Source organism: Trinickia fusca, assembly GCF_003628145.1.
In the GTDB taxonomy this organism is placed as follows: domain Bacteria; phylum Pseudomonadota; class Gammaproteobacteria; order Burkholderiales; family Burkholderiaceae; genus Trinickia; species Trinickia fusca.
Genome location: NZ_RBZV01000011.1, coordinates 83,002 through 103,097 on the forward strand (window position 1 = coordinate 83,002; position 20,096 = coordinate 103,097).

General features: G+C 65.2%; 19 protein-coding genes and 1 tRNA gene. 11 read left to right on the forward strand and 9 right to left on the reverse strand.

Annotated elements, in window-relative coordinates; translation table 11 throughout:
• Nucleotides 1–176: 176 nt before the first annotated feature.
• Together D7S89_RS21290 and D7S89_RS21295 are read right to left on the reverse strand one after the other, a co-directional pair.
• Nucleotides 177–1,535 (reverse strand): MFS transporter, encoded by a 1,359-nt coding sequence (locus D7S89_RS21290; RefSeq protein ID WP_121280846.1) that lies wholly within the window; start codon nucleotides 1,533–1,535, stop codon nucleotides 177–179.
• A 176-nt stretch (nucleotides 1,536–1,711) separates the two neighbouring features.
• Nucleotides 1,712–2,221, reverse strand: coding sequence for a YbhB/YbcL family Raf kinase inhibitor-like protein (locus D7S89_RS21295; protein ID WP_121280847.1), 510 nt, complete (start codon nucleotides 2,219–2,221; stop codon nucleotides 1,712–1,714).
• Between the two features lie 219 nt (nucleotides 2,222–2,440).
• Here D7S89_RS21295 and D7S89_RS21300 point away from each other — a divergent pair, with 219 nt between their 5' ends.
• Entirely contained in the window at nucleotides 2,441–2,773 is a 333-nt protein-coding gene (locus tag D7S89_RS21300; RefSeq protein ID WP_121280848.1) for a VOC family protein, read from the forward strand.
• Between the two features lie 69 nt (nucleotides 2,774–2,842).
• On the opposite strand, the gene D7S89_RS21305 is transcribed toward D7S89_RS21300, so the two are convergent.
• On the reverse strand, nucleotides 2,843–3,691 hold the full coding sequence (locus D7S89_RS21305) for an NAD(P)-dependent oxidoreductase (RefSeq protein WP_425470873.1): 849 nt from the start codon (nucleotides 3,689–3,691) through the stop codon (nucleotides 2,843–2,845).
• 197 nt (nucleotides 3,692–3,888) lie between these two features.
• Here D7S89_RS21305 and D7S89_RS21310 point away from each other — a divergent pair, with 197 nt between their 5' ends.
• From D7S89_RS21310 to D7S89_RS21325, 4 genes are all read left to right on the forward strand, one after another.
• The gene (locus D7S89_RS21310; protein WP_121280850.1) at nucleotides 3,889–4,074 is read left to right on the forward strand and encodes a hypothetical protein; all 186 of its coding nucleotides are present in this window, start codon (nucleotides 3,889–3,891) and stop codon (nucleotides 4,072–4,074) included.
• Nucleotides 4,075–4,373: 299 nt separating this feature from the next.
• Complete coding sequence (locus D7S89_RS21315; protein ID WP_121280851.1) at nucleotides 4,374–4,904, forward strand: TIGR00645 family protein; 531 nt, start codon at nucleotides 4,374–4,376, stop codon at nucleotides 4,902–4,904.
• A gap of 129 nt (nucleotides 4,905–5,033) precedes the next feature.
• Nucleotides 5,034–5,318, forward strand: coding sequence for a type II toxin-antitoxin system RelE/ParE family toxin (locus tag D7S89_RS21320; protein ID WP_121280852.1), 285 nt, complete (start codon nucleotides 5,034–5,036; stop codon nucleotides 5,316–5,318).
• A gap of 16 nt (nucleotides 5,319–5,334) precedes the next feature.
• Complete coding sequence (locus D7S89_RS21325; protein ID WP_121280853.1) at nucleotides 5,335–5,619, forward strand: HigA family addiction module antitoxin; 285 nt, start codon at nucleotides 5,335–5,337, stop codon at nucleotides 5,617–5,619.
• 90 nt (nucleotides 5,620–5,709) lie between these two features.
• On the opposite strand, the gene D7S89_RS21330 is transcribed toward D7S89_RS21325, so the two are convergent.
• Together D7S89_RS21330 and D7S89_RS21335 are read right to left on the reverse strand one after the other, a co-directional pair.
• Nucleotides 5,710–5,784, reverse strand: a tRNA-Arg gene (locus D7S89_RS21330).
• A 112-nt stretch (nucleotides 5,785–5,896) separates the two neighbouring features.
• On the reverse strand, nucleotides 5,897–6,079 hold the full coding sequence (locus D7S89_RS21335) for a rubredoxin (protein ID WP_121280854.1): 183 nt from the start codon (nucleotides 6,077–6,079) through the stop codon (nucleotides 5,897–5,899).
• A 206-nt stretch (nucleotides 6,080–6,285) separates the two neighbouring features.
• On the opposite strand from D7S89_RS21335, the gene D7S89_RS21340 reads away from it, so the two are divergent.
• The 6 genes from D7S89_RS21340 to D7S89_RS21365 all read left to right on the forward strand — a co-directional run bounded on the left by D7S89_RS21340 (nucleotide 6,286) and on the right by D7S89_RS21365 (nucleotide 14,552).
• Nucleotides 6,286–8,223: an ATP-binding cassette domain-containing protein gene (locus D7S89_RS21340; protein ID WP_121280855.1), complete on the forward strand. Its 1,938-nt coding sequence runs from the start codon at nucleotides 6,286–6,288 to the stop codon at nucleotides 8,221–8,223.
• Nucleotides 8,224–8,475: 252 nt separating this feature from the next.
• The gene (locus D7S89_RS21345) at nucleotides 8,476–10,461 is read left to right on the forward strand and encodes a DNA topoisomerase IV subunit B (protein ID WP_121280925.1); all 1,986 of its coding nucleotides are present in this window, start codon (nucleotides 8,476–8,478) and stop codon (nucleotides 10,459–10,461) included.
• Between the two features lie 43 nt (nucleotides 10,462–10,504).
• On the forward strand, nucleotides 10,505–12,820 hold the full coding sequence (parC, locus tag D7S89_RS21350) for a DNA topoisomerase IV subunit A (protein ID WP_121280856.1): 2,316 nt from the start codon (nucleotides 10,505–10,507) through the stop codon (nucleotides 12,818–12,820).
• A gap of 52 nt (nucleotides 12,821–12,872) precedes the next feature.
• Complete coding sequence (locus tag D7S89_RS21355) at nucleotides 12,873–13,331, forward strand: CopD family protein (RefSeq protein WP_121280857.1); 459 nt, start codon at nucleotides 12,873–12,875, stop codon at nucleotides 13,329–13,331.
• 124 nt (nucleotides 13,332–13,455) lie between these two features.
• Complete coding sequence (locus tag D7S89_RS21360) at nucleotides 13,456–14,037, forward strand: chromate transporter (RefSeq protein WP_121280858.1); 582 nt, start codon at nucleotides 13,456–13,458, stop codon at nucleotides 14,035–14,037.
• Nucleotides 14,019–14,552 (forward strand): chromate transporter, encoded by a 534-nt coding sequence (locus D7S89_RS21365; RefSeq protein WP_121280859.1) that lies wholly within the window; start codon nucleotides 14,019–14,021, stop codon nucleotides 14,550–14,552. The genes D7S89_RS21360 and D7S89_RS21365 overlap by 19 nt, the downstream gene beginning before the upstream one ends.
• A 13-nt stretch (nucleotides 14,553–14,565) precedes the next feature.
• On the opposite strand, the gene D7S89_RS21370 is transcribed toward D7S89_RS21365, so the two are convergent.
• The 4 genes from D7S89_RS21370 to D7S89_RS21385 form a co-directional block, all read right to left on the reverse strand.
• Nucleotides 14,566–15,837: a chromate transporter gene (locus tag D7S89_RS21370; RefSeq protein WP_121280860.1), complete on the reverse strand. Its 1,272-nt coding sequence runs from the start codon at nucleotides 15,835–15,837 to the stop codon at nucleotides 14,566–14,568.
• Between the two features lie 56 nt (nucleotides 15,838–15,893).
• On the reverse strand, nucleotides 15,894–18,245 hold the full coding sequence (locus D7S89_RS21375) for a bifunctional diguanylate cyclase/phosphodiesterase (protein ID WP_121280926.1): 2,352 nt from the start codon (nucleotides 18,243–18,245) through the stop codon (nucleotides 15,894–15,896).
• A 441-nt stretch (nucleotides 18,246–18,686) separates the two neighbouring features.
• Nucleotides 18,687–19,571: a PhzF family phenazine biosynthesis protein gene (locus D7S89_RS21380; protein ID WP_121280861.1), complete on the reverse strand. Its 885-nt coding sequence runs from the start codon at nucleotides 19,569–19,571 to the stop codon at nucleotides 18,687–18,689.
• 13 nt (nucleotides 19,572–19,584) lie between these two features.
• On the reverse strand, nucleotides 19,585–20,046 hold the full coding sequence (locus tag D7S89_RS21385; RefSeq protein WP_121280862.1) for a RidA family protein: 462 nt from the start codon (nucleotides 20,044–20,046) through the stop codon (nucleotides 19,585–19,587).
• Between the last annotated feature and the right edge of the window lie 50 nt (nucleotides 20,047–20,096).

Below are 20,096 nucleotides of genomic sequence, written 5' to 3' on the forward strand. Positions count from 1 at the left end.
GTGGCGCAGGCGGCGTCGCGCACCGCGGGCTATGCGTTGGACTGCGTTGCCGGCCGCAAGTGCGGCGCGCTGGGGTTTGTCCGGGGAAGGAAGGGGGGAGTCGGATGCGCATTACCGCGCGCGGCATGATCGATGCTTTCGGCGTGGCTGCAATGCAGCGCCACGGCTGCTGATGCTTATCGGATAGGGTTGGTGCGCATGCGCAGCAGGCTTACGGCCGCCGCCACGGCAGCAAAGGCCGCGGCCGTCTCGAGGGCGATCGTCGGGCCGTGCGTGGGCGCGACCCCAAAAATCAGGGCGACGAGTGCCGCGCCGAGCGTCTGGCCGGTCAGCCGCGCGGTGCCCAGCATGCCGCTTGCACCGCCGCTGCGCTCGCGCGGCGCAGCCGACAGCATCTGCCGGTTGTTCGGCGACTGGAACATGCCGAAACCGGCGCCGCAGACGGCCATGCGCCAGGCGATGTCGGTGGCGGCCGGATGGGCGCCCATCGTGGCGAGCAGAACGAGCCCGGCCGTCAGAATGAGCAGCCCGATGCCGCCGAGCGCGCCGGCCGAATAACGGTCGGACAGCACGCCCGAGAGCGGTGCCGCGAAGACGATCGCGAGCGGCCACGGCGTGATCAGGAAGCCGGTTTCGACCTGCGTGCGTCCGAGTGTCCCCTGAAGCAGGAACGGTAGCGAGACGAACGCGAGCATCTGCGCGCAGAACGAGCAGACCGACGTCGCGACCGACAGCGCGAACACGGGAATCCTGAGCAAATCGACGGGCAGCAGCGGCGCACGCTGCGTGAGCTGTCTGCGCACGAACACGTAGCCGACCGCGAGCACGACGAGCGCTTGGGCGAGCACATAGCCGATCGGCTCATCGTGGCCCAGGCCTTGGATCGTGAAGATCAGGAGACCGAACACCACCGCATTCATGGCCGCGCTCAGGTAATCGTAAGGGGCATCGTGGGCGGGATTGGAGGGCAGTGCCTTCACGGCGCCCGCCACGGCGGCGATACCGATCGGCACGTTGATCGCGAACAGCCACGGCCAGGAGGCGAGCGCGAGCACCGCCGAGGCGACGGTCGGCCCGACGGCCGAGGCGATGGCGACGACCATCGCATTGATTGCGACGCCGCGTCCGAGCTGTGCAGGAGGATAGATGGCGCGCACGAGCGCGGTGTTCACGCTCATGATCCCGGCGGCGCCGAAGCCCTGGACCACGCGCGCGAGCGCGAGCGCGGACAGCGAGCCAGCCAGCGCACAACCGAGCGACGCCACGGTGAACAGTGCGAGCCCGGCCATGTAGACACGACGATAGCCGATGCGATCGCCGAGCGAGGCGAGCGGCAGCAGCGAGATCGTGATCGACAATTGATAGGCGTTGACGACCCAGATCGAGCCCGCCGCGGTGGCGCGCAGATCGCGTGCGATGGTGGGGAGGGCGACGTTGGCGATGGCGCTGTCGAGCACGGCGAGCGTGATGCCGAGCGCGATCACGACGATTGCCCCGTAGCGCTGGGGAACGGGAAGGCCTTGTTCTACTTCCATCGGGGAGATACGCGGCAAGCGAGGTAGCGGCGGATGTCTCGCATTCTAAGCGCGCAACCCTCGAGCACGCTTGTGGTGCCTGCCCGCTGGTTGTGAGCGCAACGGGTGTTCCACGCCACGCCGCGCGCGAATGCAAGCGCGCGCGGGCAGGCGTGACGTTGCTGGTGTCGCTGCCGTTATTTGAGCTCGTATAGGCCCGTGTACGTGGTGGAGTCGAGCTCGTTCAGATGGATCATGAAGCGCGCCACCGCGTTGGTGGTCTCGGCTGAGATCGGCAGATGAGCGACCTTCAGCGCATGCAGACGGAACAGGTAGCGATGCGGTTTGTCGCCGCGCGGCGGCGCTGCACCACCGAAGCCTTGTGTGCCGTAGTCGTTGCGCACTTGCAGCGCGCCGGCCGGCAGCAGGCTGCCGTCGGCCTTGCCCGCACCCAGCGGCAACGAGCGCGCATCGACGGGAATGTTGACGACGACCCAATGCCAGAAGCCGCTGCCCGTGGGCGCGTCGGGATCGTAGACGGTTAGCGCGAGGCTCAGCGCATCTTCGGGCGGCGCCTCCCATTGCAGCGACGGCGAGAGGCTGCCGCCATCGCCGTCGACGCCGAACGACTTGTCGTTGAATTCCTGTGCCTTGGGCATGAAGCCGTTGCTGGGAAAGTCGTCGGACCAGACTCGGAAATCAGCCATCGGATGCCTCCTTGTTTCGAAACGGGTTCTGCGGTGGACCTCGATGCTCCGCAAAGCGGCGAGCGAGCCGAGTGTATCACCGGTATTGCCGCTGTTCGGCGTGCCTGCGCACCCAGCCCGTTAGCGCAAATACCGGTATGGCCGCGCAACTGTTTGGGTGCCTCACGCCTCGCTACGATGGCCGTTTCCGTGTCCGTCACACGTCAAAGGAGTGTTCAGATGAAGCGCTTTCACATCGCGTTGGCCGTCGCCGACTTGCAGGCGTCGATCGTCGACTACAGCGAACGTCTCGGGCAACCGCCGACGGCGGTCGTGCCGGGCAAATACGCGATGTGGCGTACCGATCTGCTGAACTTCTCGATCAACGAGATGCCGTCGCGCGCGGGCGAGCTGCGTCATGTCGGCTTCGAGGACGATAGCGTCACGGGCTACAGCAGCACACGTGATGTGAACGGTATCGAGTGGGAGCGCTTTTCGACGCGGGAACAGGATGAGCGGATCGTCGAGGCCTATGGCGTCGCCGTTTATGCGGATGCGCAGGTACGGCGCTGAGCTGCGCCATGCGACGAGGCTGGCACCCGCCCGGCCACGCAGGTGCGCGGCCGGGCGGGCGCTGTCGACTTACTTGCCGGCGAGCTTGCGCAGACGCCAGATCAGACTCGACGTATCGAACCGACTGCCGCCGAGCTGCTGCACGTCGCCATAGAACTGGTCGACCAGCGCCGTGAGCGGCAGCGAAGCGCCGTTGCGCTTGGCCTCATCGAGGCAGAAGCCAAGATCCTTGCGCATCCAGTCGACGGCGAAGCCGAAGTCGAACTTGTCCTCGATCATCGTCTTGCCGCGGTTGTCCATTTGCCAGCTCGCGGCGGCGCCCTTGCCGATGACTTCGAGCACACGCGGCATATCGAGTCCCGCGCGCTCCCCGAAGTTGATCGCTTCGGCGAGGCCCTGCACGACGCCGGCGATACAGATCTGATTGACCATCTTCGTGAGCTGGCCCGCGCCGACCGCGCCCACGCACGTGACGGCCACCGCGTAGTGCGCAAGCACCGTGGCTGCGCGCTCGAACGCGCCAGTATCGTCGCTGCCGCACATGATCGTGAGCTTGCCGTTCTTTGCGCCCGCTTCACCGCCCGAGACGGGCGCGTCGATGAATGCGAGGCCGCGTCCGGCCGCGACGGCCGCTAGCTCGCGCGCGACGTTCGCGGAAGCGGTCGTGTGATCGGCGAACGTCGTCCCTGCGGCCATACCGGCAAATGCGCCGTCTTCGCCGAGCACGACGCTGCGCAGGTCATCATCGTTGCCGACGCAGGCCAGCACGAGCTCGGCGCCTTGCGCGGCTTCACGCGGCGTGCGGGCGGCGCGGCCGCCGTATTCGGCTACCCAGCGCTCGGCTTTCGCATAGGTGCGGTTGTAGACGACGACGTCCAGGCCCGCTTTCGCGAGGTGGCCTGCCATCGGATAGCCCATGACGCCTAGGCCCAGAAATGCGACGCGGCGCGGTGTGGCGTGGGCGGAAGGAGCGGGAGAAGACGATGCATCGCTCACAGCGGTTCCTTTTTGACTGAAGTGGGGTGGGGTGCGCCAATTATGTCAGCGATGCGGGTAAATCCGCAGTGGTGCGTGCGCAGGCCGGCATTCGCAGGTGCTGCATGCGTGGCTAGAATATGAGCATCACGATGACGGCGGAGGTCATCATGCTCGATTCGGTCGGTTTCATGTTGGGGCTCGCGGTGTTCGTCGGCGTCGCGCTCGCGCTGGCCACGCGTTATCAGACCGAGCATCCGTTGCACGATCTTGCGCACTGGGTCGGCGAGCATCACTGGCTCGACTGGATGCATCGGCGTCATTGAGGCCGCTTTCTTTTTCCTTTCTCCTTACCGGCGAGGCTGTTGCGGTTCGTCGGTTGCCTTACCGTGTGCACGCGCGGGGTACCTGCGTGCGCGATTACGGACTCGGAGCAGCACATCGGCTCAGGATTTGTCGGATCATAGGGCGAGCCTGCAACAGGGGGCGGCAGTACCGCGGCGACGTTTACAATGCGCTGACTTGAAACGAATTCGCTCGTGATATGCAGCATGCTTGCGCGCAAGGCGCGGCGGCCATCGTTTCGACGTGATCCGTCAACGAAGAATGAAGTGAACCGCTCTCTATGCCCCAACGAAAAGTGATCGAAAAACTGCTCGAACGTTTGTTGTTCAACTCGCGCTGGCTGCTGGCCCCGTTCTATCTCGGGCTGGTGTTTTCGCTCGTGATGCTGCTCGTCGCGTTCGTCGGCGATCTGACGCACGTGGTGCCGCGCCTGTTCGTGGCCGGTCCGGAGGAGATCATCTTGGCTGTGCTGACGCTGATCGACTTGTCGCTGGCGGGCAATCTCGTCGTGATCGTCATGTTTTCGGGCTACGAGAACTTCGTGTCGAAGATCGACACGGGCAGCAGCGAAGACCGGCCGGACTGGATGGGTACGCTCGATTTCTCGGGGCTCAAGATGAAGCTGATCGGCTCGATCGTGGCGATTTCGGCGATTTCGCTGCTGCGCGCGTTCATGACGCTGACGGAGCCCGACGTGCCGCTCGACGAGGTGCGCGTGCGCTGGCTCGTCCTGCTGCATTTGACGTTCGTCGGCTCGGGGTTGCTGTTTGCGCTGATGGATTGGGTCGCGGCGCGGGCGGAGAAGCATTGAGCCAGGGGCGATCGTCCCGTTTTGCTGCCTGCAGAGCAAAGTAGGCTCCGTACATTGCTGAAATGACGGGTCTAACTTTCTATGGCTATGACGTGTTGCGTTATATAACGCGACGCGTCATAATCACTTATGGCGATCCACAACTTTGTTGACAGGGAAACAGCGCTTATTTGGGCTGGCCAGCGGTCGAGACGGTTGCCCGCAGACATTCAACAGGTCGCTCGGCGCAAGCTGCGGATGCTCAACAATGCCCACGAGCTAGCCGATTTGAAGATTCCACCGGCGAATCGGCTCGAAGCGCTGAAGGGGGATCGCGCCGGGCAGTACAGCATTCGGATCAACGACCAGTGGCGTGTGTGTTTCCGCTGGGACGACGGTCATGCGCATGACGTGCAAATCGTCGACTACCACTGAGGCTGAGGACCAGGTCATGAAGAAGCTTTCCAACGTCCATCCGGGCGAAGTGCTCAACGAGGAGTTTCTGCTCCCAATGGGCATTAGTCAGAATGGGTTGGCTCGGGCCATGAAGGTGCCGCCGCGGAGGATCAACGAGATCGTTCACGGCGCTCGGGCTGTTTCGGCGGATACGGCGCTGCGTCTGGCTATCGTGCTGGGCACTACGCCGCAGTTCTGGCTTGGCTTGCAGGCAGATTACGATCTGGAGGAGGCCGCCAGGACCAACATGTCGGATTTGCGGCCGTTAGCGGTTGCCTGAATGTGGGAGCGGTAGCTCCACGACGCCGCCTGAGCAGTAGCACGCTTTATCACAAACGTGTCACGGCGGTCGATGAAAGCCTTATCTGGCTGGTCCCCCCGACAGGAATCGAACCTGTATCTAGCGCTTAGGAGGCACTTGTTCTATCCATTGAACTACGGGGAGTGGACCTGAATGGCCGGGCTGCAACAAGTGGCAGGCCCGGGTGCGCTGGCGCGGCAGAGTATAGCAAAGATGTCGCGCACGGCGAGCCAACTCGGAATTCCCCGTCCCGGACTCAGAATTCGACGACGCTGAACTCCGTCTTACCCACGTCGCACAGCGGGCAGCGCCAGTCTTCGGGGATCTCGGCGAAACGCGTGCCCGCCGGGATGCCCTCGCCGGGCAGACCTTCTTCCTCGTTGTAGATCCAGCCGCAGATCAGGCAGATCCAGCTCTTGTACTCGATGACTTCGCTCACAGCGTCCTACCCTTATTCATCTCAAAACTCGATACGGTAACGTCGCTCGCCCGATTCAATGATCTGGCGAATTGTCGCAGTGCAGACGCAGACAAGCGACGTTCTCGCGTGCAACCCGCGATTTTACCCAATCGGCTAGCCAGGCCGCTTTACGCGCGGCCGGTACAATGAGCGCTTTGCTTCTCAAGCGCAGACGCGTTTCCCTCATGTCGCTCTATTCCATCACCGATGCGCAACTCGCGTTCGGCCACGTCGCGTTGCTCGACCACGCGGATTTCTCGCTCGAAGCCGGTGAGCGTGTCGGCCTGATCGGCCGCAACGGCGCCGGCAAATCGTCGCTTTTGAAGATCGTTGCCGGCCTCATGCATCACGACGACGGGCTGGTCACGCGCCAGCAGGACCTCACGACGGTCTACGTACCACAGGAGCCCGAGTTCGATGGCGAGGCCAGCGTGTTCGACGCCGTCGCCGAGGGACTGACGGGTGCGCGGGCCTCGCTCGACGAATACGATACGGTCGCGCACGCACTCGCGCAGACGCCCGAAGGCCCCGAACACGACGCGCTGCTCACGCGCATGAACGCGTTGCAATCGACGCTCGATGCAACCGATGCCTGGAACTGGCGCACACGCGTCTCGACGACGCTCGCCCAGCTGAGCCTGTCCGGCGAGGTGCGCGTCGGCACGCTCTCGGGCGGCATGCAAAAGCGCGTCGCGCTGGCTCGCGCGCTCGTCGTCGACCCCGACGTGCTGCTCCTCGACGAACCGACCAACCACCTCGATTTCGATGGCATCCGCTGGCTCGAAGAATTGCTCGTGGGCTCGCGCGCAGGGCTGCTGTTCATCACGCATGATCGCGCGTTTCTCGATCGCGTCGCCACGCGCATCGTCGAGCTCGACCGCGGCAGGCTGCTCTCTTATCCGGGCAACTTCTCGGCGTATCAGACGCGCAAGGCGCAGCAGCTCGAAGTCGAACGCATCGAGAACGAGAAGTTCGACAAGCTGCTCGCACAGGAAGAGGTCTGGATCCGCAAGGGCGTCGAGGCCCGGCGCACGCGCAGCGTCGGACGCGTCGCGCGGCTCGTGGAGATGCGCCAACAGCGCGCCGAGCGGCGCAACGTGCAGGGCAACGTGAAGCTCGACGTCGGGCAGGGCGAGCGTTCGGGCAAGATCGTCGCCGAGCTCGTCGACGTCACGAAGCGCTACGGCGGGCGCACCGTCGTCGATCGTTTCCCGACGACGGTCATGCGCGGCGACAAGATCGGCTTCGTCGGCCCGAACGGCGCCGGCAAGACGACGCTGCTCAAGCTGATCCTTGGCGAGCTCGCGCCCGACGAAGGGACCGTGCGCGTCGGCACGAATCTGCAGGTGGCCTACTTCGATCAGATGCGCGCGCAGCTCGATCCCGAGAAGAGTCTCGCCGATACGATCAGTCCCGGCAGCGACTGGATCGAGGTCAACGGCCAGCGCAAGCACGTGATGAGCTATCTCGGCGATTTCCTGTTCGCGCCCGAGCGTGCACGCTCGCCGGTCAAATCGCTCTCGGGCGGCGAGCGCAACCGGCTGCTGCTCGCGCGGCTGTTCGCCCGGCCGGCGAACGTGCTCGTGCTCGACGAGCCTACCAACGACCTCGACATCCCGACGCTCGAGTTGCTCGAGGAATTGCTGGACGACTACGACGGCACCGTGCTGCTCGTGAGCCACGACCGCGCGTTCCTCGACAACGTCGTGACTTCGGTGATCGCCTCCGAAGGGGCGGGCCAGTGGCGCGAATACGTCGGTGGCTTCACCGACTGGCAGGTGCAGAGCGAGCGTTCGCAGCGTCTCGCGGAAGAGGCAGCCGCCAAGAATGCACCGAAGGAGCCTGCGCGCGAGGTCGCGCCGAAGGAAAGCGCCAGCGGCCGCAATGCACAGCGCACGGTCAAGCTGTCGTTCAAGGAGCAGCGCGAGCTCGAGGCGCTGCCCGATCAAATTGCGGCGCTCGAGGCCGAGCAAAAGACGATTGGCGCGCAGCTCGAGGATGGCTCGATCTTCGCGAAGAACGCGCAGGAAGGCGCGCGCCTGACCGAACGGTATGCCGCGATCGACGAAGAGCTGCTTGCCGCGCTCGAGCGCTGGGAAGCGCTCGAAGCCAAGCGCAAATGACCTGCTGCCGTGCGCCTGCCGCCGTTCGCACGCGGCGTTGTGCACGGCATGAACCCGCATTGCCCGCGAGATCGAAACCAGTAAAATACGCCGCGACCAGGTCGCGCCGGCTTGCTGCGTCTTGCGCGCGATGCACGCTTCGCACGCACGCCGGCTGCGCCCGTTGTTTCGATTCGCTTTTTTTGAACTTTCAACGCTTTGTCCACGCGGATATCCACACGCGCTGTGGACAACGATGACCTAGACGACACGATGTCCACGAAAAAGACCAGCCCCGCCTATAGCGAGGCCTCGATCAAGGTGCTAAAGGGTCTCGAGCCGGTCAAGCAACGGCCGGGCATGTACACGCGCACCGAGAATCCGCTGCACATCATTCAGGAAGTCATCGACAACGCTTCCGACGAAGCCCTCGGTGGCTACGGCCGAAAGATCACGGTGACGCTGCATGCGGACCACTCGGTATCCGTCGAGGACGACGGCCGCGGCATTCCGTTCGGCCTGCACCCCGATGAAGGCGTGCCGGTCGTCGAGATCGTGTTCACGCGGCTGCACGCGGGCGGCAAGTTCGACAAGGCTGCCGGCGGTGCCTATACGTTCTCGGGTGGTTTGCACGGCGTTGGCGTGTCGGTGACGAACGCGCTGTCGTCGCGGCTCGACGTGACGGTGTGGCGCGACGGCAAGTGCGCGCAACTCGGCTTCGCGCACGGCGACGTCGTGCGCCCGCTGCAAGTGCAGCCCGCTGAGCGCGGCGCCAAGCGTTCCGGCACGCGCGTGACCGCGCTGCCCGATCCCAAGTATTTCGACTCGGCGAACCTGCCGCTCGGCGAACTGCAACGTCTGCTGCGGTCGAAGGCCGTGCTGCTGCCAGGCGTCGAAGTCGTTCTCGTGAACGAGAAGAATGGCGAGCGCCAGAGCTGGAAGTACGACGACGGCCTGCGCGGCTATCTGCTCGAAGGCATGGCCGACAGCGAGCTCCTGATCCCGCTGTTCGAGGGCGAACGCTACGCCGACAGCGCGCGTGCGAACGAGGATGCCTTCGCGGAAGGCGAGGGTGCAGCCTGGGTCGTCGCCTGGAGCGAGGAAGGCCCGCTTCAGCGCGAGTCGTACGTGAACCTGATTCCGACGCCCGCGGGCGGCACGCACGAGCTCGGTCTGCGCGACGGTCTCTTTCAGGCCGTCAAGAGCTTCGTCGAACTGCACAACCTGCAGCCCAAGGGCGTGAGGCTGCTGGCCGAGGACGTGTTCGCGCGCGTCTCGTTCGTGCTGTCGGCCAAGGTGCTCGATCCGCAGTTCCAAGGGCAGATCAAGGAGCGCCTGAACAGCCGCGACGCGGTCAAGCTCGTGTCCTCGTTCACGAAACCCGCGCTCGAGCTGTGGCTCAACCAGCATGTCGAGCACGGCAAGAAGCTCGCGGAACTCGTCATCAAGCAGGCGCAGGCCCGCACGCGTGCAGGCCAGAAGGTCGAAAAGCGCAAGAGCTCGGGCGTGGCTGTGCTGCCTGGCAAGCTGACCGATTGCGAGACGACCGATATTTCGCGCAACGAACTATTTCTCGTCGAAGGCGATTCGGCTGGCGGCTCGGCGAAGATGGGCCGCGAGAAGGAATACCAGGCGATCCTGCCGCTGCGCGGCAAGGTGCTCAATACGTGGGAAACCGAGCGCGATCGCCTCTTCGCGAACAACGAGGTGCACGACATCTCGGTGGCGATCGGCGTCGATCCGCACAACCCCGACGATACGGTCGATCTCTCGAACCTGCGCTACGGCAAGATCTGCATCCTGTCGGACGCCGACGTCGACGGTTCGCACATCCAGGTGCTGCTGCTCACGCTGTTCTTCAAGCACTTCCCGCAGCTCATCGAGCGCGGCCATGTGTTTGTGGCGCGCCCGCCGCTGTTCCGTGTCGATGCGCCCGCGCGCGGCAAGAAGCCTGCGCAGAAGCTGTACGCGCTCGACGAGGGCGAGCTCGAGGCGATTCTCGACAAGCTCGCGAAGGACGGCGTACGCGAGTCGCAGTGGTCGATCAGCCGCTTCAAGGGCCTCGGCGAAATGAGCGCCGAGCAGCTGTGGGACACCACGATGAACCCCGACACGCGCCGGCTCATGCCGATTGCGCTCGGCGAGCTCGATTACGACAGCACCGTCGCGCGCATGACGATGCTGATGGGCAAGGGCGAGGCGGCCGCGCGTCGCAGCTGGCTCGAAGAGAAGGGCAACGACGTCGAAGCGGATATCTGACGCGCGCGTCGCCCCTGTCTCCTGAATACGGACACCACACTCGATGGCTCAACAAGACGATCTGTTCGCCCCGGCCACCGTGCCCGACGGCGATTCCCTGACACTCGGCCACTACGCCGAGCGTGCCTATCTCGACTACGCCGTGAGCGTCGTGAAGGGCCGTGCGCTGCCCGACGTCAGCGACGGGCAAAAGCCCGTGCAGCGTCGGATCCTGTTTGCGATGAACGAGATGGGCCTGGCTGCCGATGCCAAGCCCGTGAAGTCGGCGCGCGTGGTCGGCGACGTGCTCGGTAAGTACCATCCGCACGGCGACCAGTCGGCCTACGACGCACTCGTGCGGCTCGCGCAGGATTTTTCGATGCGCTATCCGCTGATCGACGGCCAGGGCAACTTCGGCTCGCGCGACGGCGACGGCGCGGCGGCCATGCGCTACACCGAAGCGCGGCTCACGCCGATCGCGAAGCTGCTGCTCGACGAAATCGACGAGGGTACCGTCGACTTCGGTCCGAACTACGACGGCTCGTTCCAGGAGCCCAAGCTGTTGCCGGCGCGCTTGCCGTTCCTGCTGCTGAACGGCGCATCGGGCATCGCGGTGGGTCTCGCGACGGAGATGCCGTCGCACAACCTGCGCGAAGTCGCGGGGGCCGCTGTGGCGATGATTCGCCATCCGAACATGACCCATGCCGAACTGATGGAGCATGTGCCGGGACCGGATTTTCCGGGCGGCGGGCAGATCATCTCGAGCGCGGCTGAAATTTCGGCCGCTTACGAAACGGGCCGCGGCAGCCTGAAGGTGCGGGCGCGCTGGAAGATCGAAGAGCTCGCGCGCGGCCAATGGCAGCTCGTGGTGACCGAACTGCCGCCCAATACGTCGTGCCAGAAGGTGCTCGAGGAAATCGAGGAGCTGACGAACCCGAAGATCAAGCTCGGCAAGAAGGCGCTGACACCTGAGCAGCTGCAGACCAAGCAGACGCTGCTGGCGCTGCTCGATGCCGTGCGCGACGAGTCGGGCAAGGACGCGCCGGTGCGGCTCGTGTTCGAGCCGAAGTCGAGCCGCATCGACCAGACCGAATTCATCCACTCGTTGCTCGCGCACACGAGCCTCGAATCGAACGCGCCGCTCAACCTCGTGATGATCGGCGCCGACGGCCGTCCGCGTCAGAAGGGGCTGGCCGACATCCTCAAGGAGTGGATCGGCTTCCGCTTCGTCACGGTGACGCGGCGCACACGTCACCGTTTGACGAAGGTCGACGATCGCATCCATATCCTCGAAGGGCGGATGATCGTCTTCTTGAACATCGACGAGGTGATCCGCATCATTCGCGAGTCCGACGAACCGAAGGCCGCGCTGATCGCCGCGTTCGGACTGTCGGAGCGGCAGGCCGACGACATTCTCGAGATTCGCCTGCGGCAGCTCGCGCGGCTCGAGAAGATCAAGATCGAGAAGGAGCTCGAAGCGCTGCGCGAGGAGAAGTCCAAGCTCGAAGAGCTGCTCGCGAACGAGAGCTCGATGAAGCGCTTGATCATCAAGGAAATCGAAGCCGATGCGAAGCAGTACGGCGACGAGCGCCGCACGCTGATCCAGCAGGAAAAGCGCGCGACGTTCGAGGCGCGTGTCGTCGACGAGCCTGTGACCGTCGTCGTGTCGCAGCGCGGCTGGGTGCGCGCGCTGAAGGGCCATGGGCTCGATCCCGCCGGTTTCTCGTTCAAGGACGGCGACAGCCTCTACGCCGCGTTCCAGTGCCGTACGCCCGATACGCTGATCGCGTGGGGCAGCTCGGGGCGCGTCTACTCCGTGGCTGTCGCGATGCTGCCGGGCGGGCGTGGTGATGGTGTGCCCGTCACGTCGATGATCGAGCTCGAAGCGGGCACCCGCCTGCTGCACTACTATGCGGCCAGTGCCGAACAAGCGCTGCTGCTGGCCTCGGGCAACGGCTTTGGCTTCATCGCGAAGGTCGGTGATATGGTGAGCCGTCAGAAGGGCGGCAAGTCGTTCATGACGATCGACGAGGGGGTGACGCCGCTCGCGCCGATGCCGGTGCTGCCCAATGCGACGCAAGTTGCGTGCTTGTCGAACACCGGGCGCCTGCTCGTGTTCGGCATCGACGAAATGAAGACGCTGAGCGCGGGCGGGCGCGGCATCACGCTGATGATGCTCGACGAGAAGGAAGCGTTGGTGCAGGCGCTCGCGATCGGGTCGGCCGGTGTCATGCTCCTTGGCACGGGACGTGGCGGCAAGCCGCAGGAAGAACTGCTGGCCCGAGACGCGCTGGCGCCGCACGTGGGCAAGCGCGCTCGCCGTGGTCGTGCACCCGACACGCGCCTGAAGGTCGGCGCGCTGCGTCCGGCGTTGGGCTGATGCGGCCCGCTGTACGTCCGCTGTCCCATTCGAATCCGTTTCGGAGATCCGCATGTCGATCGTCATGAACGTCGCTTTGTTTCTGCATCTTGCGGCTGTCGCCGTGTGGGTCGGCGGCATGGTGTTCGCGCAGTTCTGCTTGCGCCCCTCGCTCGCCGACGTGTCGCCGCAGCTGCGGCTGCCGCTCATCGAGGCCGTCTTCGGGCGCTTCTTCAACTGGGTCGGCGCCTCGGTCATCGTCGTGCTCGCGTCAGGCGGCTTCATGATGGCGCGCTTCGGCGGCGCGCATGCGCCATGGCCCGTGCACGTGATGGCCGGCTTCGGCATCTTGATGATGCTGACGTACGGGCACGTGCGGTTCGCCGTGTTTCCGCGTATCCGCCGTGCCGTGCAGGCGCAGAAGTGGCCCGACGGTGCCCGTGCCGTCGACACGATGCGCCGCCTCGTGGCGTTGAATCTCGTGTTTTCGGTCATCGCGATCGGTTCGGCGGTGCTCTCGCGCGGCTTCTGATCCGGAGCGGAAGGGCGGAGCCCGCCTGTCTCGCACGCCGCGTACGTCACGCGCGTGCGAGGTCCCAAGCGATTTGCAAGCTCGGCGCGCGATACTCGGTGTTTTGTAGCCGAGCCTGTCTGCCATGCCCGCCGATTCTTCCGCACCCGCACCCGACCCAACCTCTTCCCGCCACTCGCCGCTCGCGCCAGCGGACCTGTTTCGCGCGTTTTGCGAGATGGGTTTGTACGGCTTTGGTGGCGTGCTGCCATGGGCCCGCCGAATCCTCGTGAGCCGGCGCCGCTGGCTCAGTGACCGCGAGTTCGCAGAATTGCTCGCGATCGGTCAGATCCTACCCGGCCCGAACATCTGCAACATCGCCGTCATCATCGGTTATCGCCACGCGGGCTGGCGTGGCGCGCTGGCGGCCCTGGGTGGCTTGATCAGCGTGCCGTTCGTGATCGTGCTGACGCTCGGCGCGCTCTATCACCGCTTCGGCGGGCTCGCGGCGGTGCAAGGGGCGCTGCGCGGCATGACGGCCGTGGCGGCAGGCCTCGTGCTGGTGACAGGTATCAAGCTCGCACAAAGCCAGCCGCGGACTGTGCGTGCGCTCGTGTTCGGGCTGCTTGCGCTGGGTGGGATAGGGTTGCTGCATCTACCGCTCGGCTGGACCATGCTGGTCTTGATTCCATTGGCGCTGTTCACCGAATGGAGGGCGCAGCGATGATGCTGATCGAATTGGCCTGGCGCTTCGCGCTCGCCTCGATGATGGCGTTCGGTGGCGCCACAGCCGTGCTGCCCGAGATGCATCGGTTCCTCGTCGAGGAACATCACTGGATTGCCGAGCCGACGTTCGCCGCGCTGTTCGCGATCTCACAGGCGTCGCCGGGGCCCAACGTGCTGTTCGTCGCGTTGTTCGGCTGGCAGGTGGCTGGCATAGCCGGTGCGGTCGTATCGACGATCGCGATGTGCGGGCCGTCGTCGCTGATCGCGATCGGCTTCGAGCACTACACGGGCGCGCATCGCGACGCGCGCTGGATGATCGTGTTCCGCCGCGCGCTCGCGCCGGTCACGATCGGGCTCTTGACCGCGACGGGCGTGATTCTCGCGCAGGCCGTCGATCATTCGGTCACGACGATCGCGCTGACGCTCGCGACGGTGTTCGTCGGCTTGCGGACGCAATGGAACCCGCTCTGGTTGATCGGGGCGGGGGCGGTGTTGGGCGTGCTCGGCTTTGCCTGAGGGGCTCGTCCCGCTATCGGTACCCCAACGCCACCGCAACCCCATACACGAGCGCGACACTCGCATACACGGCATACACGGGCACTTTGAACCGCCCGAGACACACGAGCGCGAACGCCGCCGTGCATAGGTAGATCGGCTTGAACGGCACATGCTCGCAGACGCGCACGACGGCCGTCACGAGAAACGCCGTCGTCGCCGCGCGCAGCACGCGCATGCCGTGCTCGAAGCGCGCATTGGCTTCGAGCCGATGCAGGTGGCGCCGCGCGAGCACGATCAGCACGCCCGAGGGCACGAACAGCGCGAGCGTCGCGCTGACGGCGCCGAGCCAACCCTGCGTCAAATAGCCGAGGAACGGCACCACGTTCAACAGCGGCCCCGGCGAGACCGGCGACAGTGCGAACGCGAGCGTGAAGTCGTGCGCCGAGACACCGAGCGCGGACGTCACGAACAGCGTCTTCAATACCGGCAAAGCAGAGAAACCGCCGCCGAACAGCGTCATGCCGGCACCGGCCAGCCGCGGCCAGATCAGCGCAACCTGGTAATGCGTCGACAGCGGCATCGCGAACAGCGCGATCAGCACCGTCAACGTGAGCGTGAGCAACTTGTCGGCGAGGCTCAGCGAGAACTCGAGGTGCCCGTCGCGCGAGCGGCTCGCGAACCAGCCGCTGGCGAACGCGCTGACCAGCAGCAGCACGAACGCAGCCGCGTTGTGCGTGTACAGCAGCACCGCACAGGCGAGAACCGCCGCGCCCCATTCGAGCGGGCCACGCACGAGCGAGCGCATCTGGCGATACCACGTCAGCGCAATGAGCGCGGCGAGTACGACGGCGAAGTGATCGAGCAACGCGGGAGAGGCGAGGCTGCGCACGAATGCGGTGTGATAGAAGACCGCGAACGCGCTCATCGTGCAGAAGAACGGCAGCACGCTCGCGAGGCCCGCGATCCATGCGCCGGCGCGCCCGCGCAGCGCATGGCCCACCTGCACGGCCACGTTGCAGCTGACGGCGCCCGGCACCATCCAGGCCAGCGCGACGAGATCGGAGAATTCGAGGCGGGTGAAGCGTCGCTCGCGATCGACATAGTGGATTTCGAGCTGCGCCATCAGCGCGAGGCCGCCCCACGAGACCGCCGACAAGCCGAACACGATGCGAAAGAGCGCCCAAAGCGATTCGGGCCTCTCATGCGTGGTTGCGGCTTCCTGGGGGGACGCTTCATGCGCATGGGCATGCGCGGCATACAACGCCGGCGCGCTGCGCCGGCGTTCGGTTCTTGCATCGGTCATCGGCTCGATCCCTCGCGCGGCATGTCGCAAGTCGAGCGCCCTGACACCGGCGCCGGCTATGCGGACTGTCCGCTTGTTTTATAGTTGCGGTTCGTATTGCCCATCAGGGCTTCGCGTGTGCCGCAGACGCCAAAGCGCTCGAGCAGCGCCGGTATGCCCTCGGCCGGTACGGGCCGAGAGAAGAGGAAGCCTTGCGCTTGAATGTTGCCGAGCGCCGACAGCCACGCGATTTGTTCTTCGGTTTCCGTGCCTTCGACGACGACGGTCAGCCCCAGCGAGCGCGCAAGATTGACGATGGCCGACACCATCACGCACACGCTGCGATCGGCCGGGATCGCCTGCACGAATGAGCGGTCGACCTTCAGCGTGTCGACCGAGAAGCGGTTCAGGTACGACAGCGACGAGTAGCCGGTGCCGAAGTCGTCGAGCGCGATGCCCACGCCGAGCCGCTTGAGCGCGACGATCTTCTCCGAGACGAGCTCGGGGTACTCCATCATCGCGGTTTCGGTAATTTCGAGCTCGAGCCGGTGCGCCGCGATGCCGGTATCTTCGATGGCGCGCGAGATCGTCTCGTACAGATCACCGCGCCAGAACTGCACGGCCGAAATGTTGACGGCGAGCGACAGCGTCTCGTAGCCGTCGCGCTGCCAGGCCGCGAGCTGCTTGCAGGCCGTTTCGATCACGAAGTCGCCGATCGGCACGATGAGGCCCGTCGACTCGGCCACGGGGATGAACTCGCTCGCCGAGATGACGCCCTGCTGCGGATGGTTCCAGCGCGCGAGCGCTTCGAAGCCCGTGATGCAGCGGCGCGCGAGATCGATCTTCGGCTGATAGACGAGGAACAGCTGGCGCTCGGCGAGTGCCACGCGCAGCTGCTGCTCCCACTGCATGAGGTGATCGGCGCGATGCGACAAATGCGGCGAGTAGAACTGGTAGCAGTTCTTGCCGGCGTCTTTCGCGCTGTACATCGCGAGGTCCGCTTTCTTGAGCAGGTCGATTTCGCTTTCGCTCGCGACCGAGTACAGCGCGATGCCGATGCTCGCATGGAGCACGAACGACGTGCCGCGCACGTCGAACGGCTGTTCGAAGATCTCGCGCACGCCCTCGGCGAGCTGCACGGCCTGACGTTCGACGTCGCCCCCCTTGAGCACGACCACGAATTCGTCGCCGCCGATGCGCGAGAGCACGCCGGCGCCGCCGACCGCGTCGGCCAGCCTCGACGCCGTCATTTGCAGCACGATGTCGCCGGCGTTGTGGCCCAGCGTGTCGTTGACGGTCTTGAAGTTGTCGAGGTCGATGAACAGGATCGCGAGGCGCCCGACGTTGCCGGGGTCGCTCACGTCATGGCGCAGGCTTTGTAGCGTCGCATAGCGGTTGCGCAAGCCGGTGAGCAGATCGTACTCGACGAGGTGCGTCATTTCGCGCTCGCGCCCGAGCAGCTTGCCGATCAGGCCGGTCGCGACGGCGAAGAAGCCCAGCATCGCGAGCGAAATGAAGCTCGCCATCAGCAGATAGACGTTGCGCGTGTGGTTGTAGTCGGCGAACTCCTCGGCTTGCGAGAGCCCGACGAGCACGCCCATCGGATAGCCGTCGATGTGGCGGTACGAGACGATGCGCTTGACGCTGTCGATCGGGTCGGTCTGCGTGCCCGAGACATGCTCCGAGATCGGATAGACGCCGCTGGCCGAGAACGCGCCGGCCGGGCTGCGCGCCACGCCCGTGCGGCGCGCGAGCACGGCGCCGTTGTCGGAGATCACGGCGATCACGCCGTCTCTGCCGATCGCCGCGTTGTTGTAGAAGTCGCTCGTGAAGTAGCTCGGGTCCTCGGAGACGACCACCACGCCCGCGAACGAGCCGTCCTGGTGATTGAGCCGCCGGGTCATCTGCAACGTCCACTGATGCGAGATGCGGCCGAGCACCGGTTTGCTGATGTAAAGCTGGTCGTCGTTTTCGTGCTCGTGCACCTTGAAGTGCTCGCGATCGGACAGGTCGATCGGCACCGGATTGGGCTCGGCCGTGCTGGCGATCAGCATGCCGTGCTCGTCGATGATCGACACCTGCACGAGCGTGTCGCTTTGCACGACGCCTTTCTCGACGGTGCCGGCCAGCTCGAAACGGCCAGGATTCTTTTCGAATTCGTATTTGACGAACCGGGTGATCTGATCGACCTGGTGAATCGCCTTGACCGTATGCTGCTCGAGCGCGGCGGACAGGATCGCGGCCGAGGCCGTCGCTTCCCGGTAGGTCGTGTCGCGCTCGACCGACAGCCGGGCCGAGATCACCGTCCACAACAACGCGAGCACCAGCACGCCGAGCACGGGGATCGCGATCAGCGCGCGGCGGCGCGAGCCGGCGGCGCCGTGCTTCGCGCGTGTGTCACGGGTGGAATGGAGCCGGGCGAAGTTCATCGGGGGCGGCGGATGGTCGACGGGCTGGACTGCAGGTTTCTCGAGTGGCGCGGATTCGTTATGGGCTGCATGGGCGAGCATCGTGCAAAGACGGCGGCGCAAAGAATAACTTAGGACGTCGCCGGATCGCTCTGTGGCGCTCACTCCTCATCCGAGGATATTACTGAATGGATAAAAATTAAGATAGCGTCCGTTTATCGGGTAAACGTTTGTCCATTCAGGCACGGTTCCGTCATCGAGCATGCGCCGGCCGGCATCAAGCGCTCGCTCAGCAAGGCTGGGCGGGGCTTTCCGCGATTGGAGGGAGAGGTCTAGGCGCATGGATGCATGCGCTGGCGCTTTTTGTGCAACCCGTTTTAGTTTTGCGTTTTTTTGTGTGTTTTGCGTGAAAGGAAAGCGCCGGCGCATGCATTTGTTGCAATACGCCGACGCGATGCGCCTTCAGGGCAGGCGCACGGTGCCGTCGACGATCGTCGTGGCGGCGCCGCCGATCCACGTTTTGCCGGTGGCGTCGTCGTAGTCGACGAAGATCCGGCCGTCGCGCCCGAGTACGGTGCCCTGGCGTGCCGTGTAACGCTGCCCAGGGCGGCGCTCGTACGCCGTCAGCAGGCAGGCGAGGCCGGCATTGGCACTGCCGGTGATCGGGTCTTCGTAGCAGTTGGCGCCACGGCCCGTCACGATGCAGCGCACTTCGAACGTCGCGGGACCGCCCTCGGCGTACAGGCCATAGGCGGCCAGCCCCGACATGCCCGTGCGGCGCACGAGCGCGGCCAGTGCGGCCAGATCGGGCTTCAGTGCAAGGCACGCCGCGGCGGACTTCAAGCGTACGGCGAACCAGCGCGCGCCGTTATGCATCGCGCATGGCGGTGTCGTGAAATCGATCTGGTCGGTTCGCAAGGCAGCACGCAGCGCGTCGTACTCGTGCTCGGCGAGCGGCGTGAGCCGCGCGGGCGGCGCGGCGAATGCCCGCACACCCGCATCGCGATCCTCGATCTCGACGAGCCCGATGCCGCATTGCTGCACGAGCCGGCCCGCCGTACGAGGACGATAGCCGCTCTCGACGAGCGCATGCGCCGTGCCGAGCGTCGGGTGCCCCGCGAACGGCAGCTCGCCGTCGATCGTGAAGATGCGTACCAGGTAGTCGGCGGCCGGATCGCGCGGCTTGCAGATGAAGGTCGTCTCCGACAGGTTCGTCCAGCGCGCGAACGCTTGCATCTCGTCGTCGCTGAGCCCATCTGCGTCGAACACGACGGCAAGCGGATTGCCCTTGAGCGGCACAGCGGAGAACACGTCGACTTGCTTGAAGCGGACCTGGCGTGCGCTCACTGGCTTCGCTCGCTTAAGCGACTTCGGCGATCAGTTCGATTTCGACGCACGAGCCCGTCGGAATCTGGGCGACGCCGAAGGCCGAGCGTGCATGCTTGCCGGCCTCGCCGAACACTTCGCCGAACAGCTCCGATGCGCCGTTCGTGACGAGGTGCTGCTCGGTGTATTCGAGCGTCGAGTTCACGAGGCTCATGACTTTGACGATGCGCTTGATGCGGTTCAGGTCGCCCGTGTGTGCATGCAGCGTGGCGATGAGGTCGATCGCCACCGCGCGGGCGGCTTCCCGGCCTTGCTCGGTCGTCATGGTTGCGCCGAGCTTGCCGACCCACGACTTGCCGTCCTTCTTCGCCACGTGGCCCGAGAGGAAGACGGTGTTGCCCGTCTGGACGGACATCACGTAGGCGGCGGCTGGCGTGGCGGCCGTCGGCAGTTCGATACCGAGTTCCTTCAGCTTGTCGTAGACGTTGTGAGCCATGACTTTCCTTTAAGTATCAAGAAGGTAGAGGGGAGCCCGGCACGCTGCTT